Raw genomic sequence first — 6,226 nt, forward strand, 5'->3', positions numbered from 1 at the left:
AATAATAAAGATTTCATTATTTGACCGATCGTTCTAAAAAAGTTATGATACTTTTATCAATAAATGTATGGATTAGGAGTAAAAGCAGATGACTAGAAATAAAGATTTTGATGTTGAATCAACATTGTTAAAAGCAATGAATGTATTTTGGAAATATGGTTATGAAAAAACTTCAATACAAACACTATTAGATGAGCTAGGCATTCATCGAAAAAGTATGTATGATACATTCGGTGGCAAACATCAACTACTTGTAGCCTCCGTTCAGCGATATCAACAAAAGATGAATGATTATTTAAGTTATGAAATACATCGGTCAGATTCAGCGCAGGCACAACTTAAAAATATATTTTTATTGGTGATTAAAAAGGAAGAATTTAAAAAGGGGTGCTTATTTATAAAAGTTGCGACTGAACTTTCAAACCATGATTCAGAATTAAGAACAATGTCTGAACGTAATATCCAAAAAATAGAAGACATATTTTTTGATATTATAATAAGGGGGCAAAAGTCTGGTGAACTTTCTGAAGAAAAAGATGCTCGTATTCTAGCACAGTACCTAATGAATGCTTGGACAGGACTAAGAGTGTTAGTTCAAACAACAAGCGATATGCATCGCCTCGAAAATATTGTCGATGAAACATTGCGAAGTTTAGCACGCTAATAATATACATTTTGAAAATACGTTTGTTAAAAAAATAAAAATATGATAATAAAACTAGAAATCTTTTGTAATGAAAGGTTGAAATTTACTTCGTTTTTTTGACCAATCGTTCTAAAAAGCACTTTTATTTCAAACGTTTATTGATATAAAAAATAAGGAGAGATTAAAATGAATAAAGAAGAACTTATTTTAGTTACAGGTGCTGGTGGAGAAGTTGGAGCATTAAGCAATATTGTGATTGAAAAACTATTAAATAAAGGATTTCGTGTACGTGCATTCATGCATAGTGGTAATGCGCGTATCGATGATATTAAAAAATTAGGTGCAGAGGTTTTTGAAGGAGATCTGCTGAATTTATCTGATGTAGTGCATGCACTTAAAGGGGTGTCAAGAGTATATTTTAGTATGAGTTTATCCCCTTATTATTCAGATGCTGCAATAATTATGTCATCAGCATGCAAGCAAAATGGGAATATAAAAGCATTTGTAAACATTTCTCAATACGAAATGACATATATGAATTTTAATAAAATGGCACTTCCTGAAAAAGAACGTCAAGCATGGTTAGGTGGCTTTGTGAAAGATTGGTCACCGCAAGAAAGAGCACATTGGGTTACAGAACAGGCTTTAAATTGGTCAGATCTCCCAGTGATTAATGTACATGCAGCTATTTTTATAGAAAATCCTATTCTGACATGGTTACCACTTAAAGAAGTATTGGAAACTGGAAAACTTAGATTACCTTTTAATAATCAAAAATTCGCACCAATTGCAGGCTATGATGTTGCGGAGGTTATTGCGAATATATTAGAAGCACCTGAAGAGCATGTGAATCAATCTTATACTATAAACGGTCCGAAATTAATCGGTGGAGACGATATAGCAGAGGCATACAGTACTGTACTTAACCACGATGTAACTTATGAGTCAATCGATTTAGAATCATGGTCCAAACATTATATTAGTGAGGTACATCAAAGCAGAAATGCACATACTGCAGTTCATTTAGAAACATTAGGTAGATTAGTTGCTAGCGGAAGAAATAATAATGAAGGAACCGAGCAATTGACGCAGCTACTACAACGTGAACCTGTTGACCTTGAATATGCGTTAGCGCACAGTCCAAAAATTAAAGAAGTACTAACACGAATGTCTAATTCTTAAGAAATATAAGTGTTTAGAAGATGTTATAAATAAAGAACACGTTTCATCAAAGTCACATTTGACTTCTGATAGAAACGCATTTTTTGAAGTTTAAAATTGTGATATTGCACCGAAAAGTGAGACATGATTTTGGGTTTATGTGGTGTGAATATGCGCATGACGTTCTGTTGCAAAGTCAGAAAATAATTTACTAATAAAATAAATAAACTGTGTATACCTCACACAAAAAATTTAGAAATGATTATTTCTATGAATCTTTAGCATTGGAAAAATATGGTGATGATGTTTTATCAATTAAATTAACATAAAACCATGATTATCAGAAGTTTGATTCACATTTAAAGAGTCCGGGACATAAAGTTCTTGGATAAGTGAATAAAAGACAATTTCTATTGAAATAATATAGAAATTGTTTTTTTATAAATTTTTTGATTATTTTCAGCTCGTTGAGCTACTACTTTTCTTATATTAAGAGTCTGGGACATAAATAATATAATAATGCTATTTAGCAAATTCGCAGTAGTTGACTGAACTGAGAAGGCGCTTAAATCAAGCTTTTCTCAGTTCTAGTCACCTTTGCAGGGGTGGGACGACGAATTTAAAAGAATTCTGTCCCACTCCCAAATCCTAGTTCTCTTTTAGCTTTATCTATCCCTCGAACAAACATCCGAGTGAAACCCAAAATAGCCTTCATAAATCCAAAAACAGGTTCCACATCAATTTTTCTTTGACTGTAGATATTTTTTTGTTTCTGGTTCTGAAAGCTTTTTGTTAATTTGGGATTTAAAATATTCCCAGTTATAATTCTTCATTATTTTTTTGTTTGTTTTTGAATTGAAATTCATACATTGATTTTTCAGAGGACATTCTGAACAATCATCACATTCATATAATTTGAAGTCTCGCTTATAACCATACTTATCATGACGATAGGCATATCTTTTAAAACCTAGCCATTTATTATTCGGACAAATGAATTCGTCATAGTCCCAATTTTGAGTATTAAAGATGTTACTTTTATATTTTTTAGTTTTATCTTTTATAAACATTCCATATGTTATGAGTGGCTTTCGATTAAAGTCATCTATAATTGCCATATAATTTGATTCACTCACTTTAGAAAGTGCTAATGAAGATTTACATTTTGAAATAGATTTAAATGAAGTTGCTGAGAAGTTTATTCAATATGAAAATAAAAAAGTATACATCATCGTAGAAGAATCAACGCCGATTTTAACAACGCAACGTAACTTGAAAGTTACGAATAACCAGTCTGAAGTTTTAGGCTTGAATGAAGTGTTAGTTGATGCTAATGAGGACATTAAAATACAACCTTATATCACTCGAAATGGTTATTTACATTTATCATTGGAAACGTTGGATTTAAATAAAACATATTTTTCAAGAAGACACATTGATAATATGAAAATAAACAATAGTGAAGCGTTCATAAAAGGCCAGTTTGCAATACTTAATTCGACACTTGAAAATGTGCAACTATTAATAAAAACAAGATTGACTGATAGAGAAAAATTCGCAAACATTCATCTTGAAAAAATTAATCAAACGAATAATACATCTACTTATAATTTTTCGGTAGATATCTACAAAGATTTGATAGACTTCATGAAGTATGAATATAAAAGTGAGGATATCATAGATATTTACTTAAGTATAAAAGTAAAAGAATCATCGGAGCATCTAAGAATAAAAATTGGAAATCCTAGAATATTGGCGGAAAAGCTATTAAAAGGGGAAATCATCACTGAGTTCAACGGTAACATAGTGTCACTTACGCCTTATTTCACTATGAAAGGCCGTAATTTATCTTTTAGAATTAATACATATGATATCAATAGTTATTTAACCTATGTGGATGAGTTAAAAAGACCAAAGCGTCCTAACTTTTTGAAAAAAGAAAAACAAAAAGTGTGGGTCATTGGTGAAAAATCTTATAAAGCACAGGACAATGGATATCACTTCTTTAAATATATGAGAACGCACCATCCAGATAAACCTGTGTATTATATTATCGAGAAAGACTCTAATGAAGCTAAAAATGTTTTGCCTTTTGGAAATGTCATATTCTATAATTCAGCAGAACATTTTAAAATTATGCTTAAAGCAGATTACATCTGTACTACGCATCATCCAGAATTAATATATCCTACAACGAGTGACATTTATACACGTAAAATAAAAGCCATTAAAGTATTTTTACAGCATGGGGTTCTAGGTACAAAGAATTTAAGCAACATTAACGGAAACCAATTAAAAGATTTTAATGTTGATTTATTTATCACGAGTTCTAATAGAGAAAAGGAAATCGTTGTAAGAGATTTGAATTTCTTCAGTAATCAAGTTGCTGTTACAGGACTAGCAAGATTTGATGAATTGTTTAATCCTAATATAGAAGTTAAAAATCAAATCTTAATTATTCCAACATGGAGAGACTGGTTAACAAGTATTGATCGATTACAAACATCGGAATATTTAAAACGAATGAACGATTTACTTCACAGTCAGAAATTAAAAGAATTAGCTAACAAAGGGACTAACATTATTTTTTGTTTACATCCTAATATGCAACCTTTATATGCATCACAGACTATTCTTCAGTCATGTTTGATTTTGCAAATACGAAAAAACCATTATTATTCTTTACCTATGATTTAGATTTTTATAAGAATCATTTACGAGGCTTTTATTTCGATTTTGAAAATGAAGCACCAGGGCCATTAATTAAAACAAATGATGGCTTAATCGAGGCAATACAAAATATTGATAACGTACAAGAAACATATAGTGACAAATATCAAGCCTTTTACAATCGTTTCTGTACCTTTGAAAAAGGCACAGCTTCTAAAACAATAGTAGAAAAATTCTTTAAACAAGACTAATCAATATATCTTGACTCCTTTGCTAGAAATAGTTAAAGGGGGAGAGGGACAGAATTCTTTTTAAATTCGTCGTCCCTCTCCCAACTCGCTTTGCTTGTAGAATTTCTTAGTGAAATTCTTTTTGTTGGGGCCCCGCCCGCAAGGATGATTAGAACTGGAAAAAGCTTGATTTAAGCGCCTTTTCAGTTCAGTCAGCTACTGCGAATTTGCAAAATAGCATCATCATATTATTTATGTACCAGGCTCATGTTATGTTTGTTAGTATAAGAGATGAAAGAGAGGTTGCTTATGCTAAAATCAATTGATTTGGACATAATTAAACGTGCTGTAAAAATCTTTGTAGTTGCTACCATTTGTTTAATCATTACCACGATATTCTGTTACTTTGTACATCCGTCATTGAATGAACTAAAAAATATGGGAAATGCGAGTGAAAAAATTGGCAACACGAAAGGACTCGAAAAAGTTTGGAAGTATATCGTTAATAACGGCTTTCAAGTGCCACTACAAATGTTTATCTTAGCCTTACTACCTATACCTTATCTTTATTTGGTTAATTTAGTGGTTACCATTCTTATGCCTGGCATAATGTTTGGTTTTGTTCTGAGTTTTGATTTACATAAAGGCTTGATAGGATGTATTGCATTTATTCCGCATTATACATTTGAAGTCATGGGCTTTTGCATTTTAGCAAGTGCATTGTATATGTTGAATAAAGCCATCACACGCCGCTTTACCAATCTCTTCAGGAAAAATAAAAAAGAAAACTACGCGATAAAAGTTAACTTAATCAACGTAATCAAATCCTATGTATTGATCGCATTACCCTTAATCATCATCGCAGCATTTTTAGAAACATACGTAGCTAATTTTATATTTGAATTGATGACGTAAAAGGTATACATATAATAGCCCAATGAACTACATTACGAGATCATTGGGCTTTTTCTATAAAAGGAGACCACCATGTACATTTACCGCGAGACAATCTTATTAACTATTGTAGGTATTTTAGTCGGCTTCATAGGTGGTTATTACCTACACCAATTCATCATGAGCACATTGCCACCAAACAACGCCATGGCAGACATGACACTCTACTGGACCAACTTTGGCCTATCAACCGTGTTAACACTCGTCTTCGCTTTCATCGTCATGCTCATCATGGCACGTAAAATAAGCAAAACAGACATGCTAAGTGCGTTGAATTCGGTGGAATAGAATAAATTATCAAATTAAATGAAAAGGATGTTTCTATATAATTAGTTATAGAAATATTCTTTTTTTAATGGTTAAATAAAAATTAAATAATAAAGTTTTTAAGAAAGGACGAGTTTATAATTCTAGAAGATTTCGAAATAAAAAATAAAAATGATGATGAATGATAAAGTCCGTATAAAAGTGTAAAAGTAAAAATGCCATATAACAGTCCTTTTACTTTACAATGTTTTTAACGACAAAAACATACCCAGGAGGACTTTTACATGAACCAAGTACA

At 31.3% G+C, this 6,226-nt stretch carries 6 protein-coding genes and 1 pseudogene; 6 read left to right on the forward strand and 1 reads right to left on the reverse strand.

What is annotated here, in order from left to right:
* Positions 1-88: 88 nt before the first annotated feature.
* Together KA828_RS02585 and KA828_RS02590 are read left to right on the forward strand one after the other, a co-directional pair.
* Entirely contained in the window at positions 89-664 is a 576-nt protein-coding gene (locus KA828_RS02585) for a TetR/AcrR family transcriptional regulator (protein WP_204193835.1), read from the forward strand.
* A gap of 168 nt (positions 665-832) precedes the next feature.
* On the forward strand, positions 833-1,828 hold the full coding sequence (locus tag KA828_RS02590; RefSeq protein WP_210125331.1) for an NmrA family NAD(P)-binding protein: 996 nt from the start codon (positions 833-835) through the stop codon (positions 1,826-1,828).
* Positions 1,829-2,166: 338 nt separating this feature from the next.
* Here the strand turns inward: KA828_RS02590 and KA828_RS13380 are convergent.
* A pseudogene (locus KA828_RS13380) lies at positions 2,167-2,940 on the reverse strand (transposase); the annotation flags it as partial.
* 184 nt (positions 2,941-3,124) lie between these two features.
* On the opposite strand from KA828_RS13380, the gene KA828_RS13270 reads away from it, so the two are divergent.
* From KA828_RS13270 to KA828_RS02610, 4 genes are all read left to right on the forward strand, one after another.
* Positions 3,125-4,504: a CDP-glycerol glycerophosphotransferase family protein gene (locus KA828_RS13270; protein ID WP_348634764.1), complete on the forward strand. Its 1,380-nt coding sequence runs from the start codon at positions 3,125-3,127 to the stop codon at positions 4,502-4,504.
* On the forward strand, positions 4,450-4,728 hold the full coding sequence (locus tag KA828_RS13275; RefSeq protein ID WP_275430017.1) for a CDP-glycerol glycerophosphotransferase family protein: 279 nt from the start codon (positions 4,450-4,452) through the stop codon (positions 4,726-4,728). Before KA828_RS13270 ends, KA828_RS13275 begins: the two co-directional genes overlap by 55 nt.
* 288 nt (positions 4,729-5,016) lie before the next feature.
* Complete coding sequence (locus tag KA828_RS02605; protein WP_204193840.1) at positions 5,017-5,622, forward strand: stage II sporulation protein M; 606 nt, start codon at positions 5,017-5,019, stop codon at positions 5,620-5,622.
* A gap of 72 nt (positions 5,623-5,694) precedes the next feature.
* Positions 5,695-5,949 (forward strand): FtsX-like permease family protein, encoded by a 255-nt coding sequence (locus KA828_RS02610; protein WP_204193842.1) that lies wholly within the window; start codon positions 5,695-5,697, stop codon positions 5,947-5,949.
* Positions 5,950-6,226: the final 277 nt, after the last annotated feature.

The organism is Staphylococcus sp. GDY8P85P, from assembly GCF_017892405.1.
Taxonomy (GTDB): domain Bacteria; phylum Bacillota; class Bacilli; order Staphylococcales; family Staphylococcaceae; genus Staphylococcus; species Staphylococcus borealis.

What these genes read in the sequence shown, in the direction of transcription:
- KA828_RS02605 (WP_204193840.1), top strand. Translation starts at nt 5,017, where the DNA reads ATGCTAAAATCAATTGATTTGGACATAATTAAACGTGCTGTAAAAATC.
- KA828_RS02585 (WP_204193835.1), top strand. Translation starts at nt 89, where the DNA reads ATGACTAGAAATAAAGATTTTGATGTTGAATCAACATTGTTAAAAGCA.
- KA828_RS02610 (WP_204193842.1), top strand. Translation starts at nt 5,695, where the DNA reads ATGTACATTTACCGCGAGACAATCTTATTAACTATTGTAGGTATTTTA.
- KA828_RS13275 (WP_275430017.1), top strand. Translation starts at nt 4,450, where the DNA reads ATGTTTGATTTTGCAAATACGAAAAAACCATTATTATTCTTTACCTAT.
- KA828_RS02590 (WP_210125331.1), top strand. Translation starts at nt 833, where the DNA reads ATGAATAAAGAAGAACTTATTTTAGTTACAGGTGCTGGTGGAGAAGTT.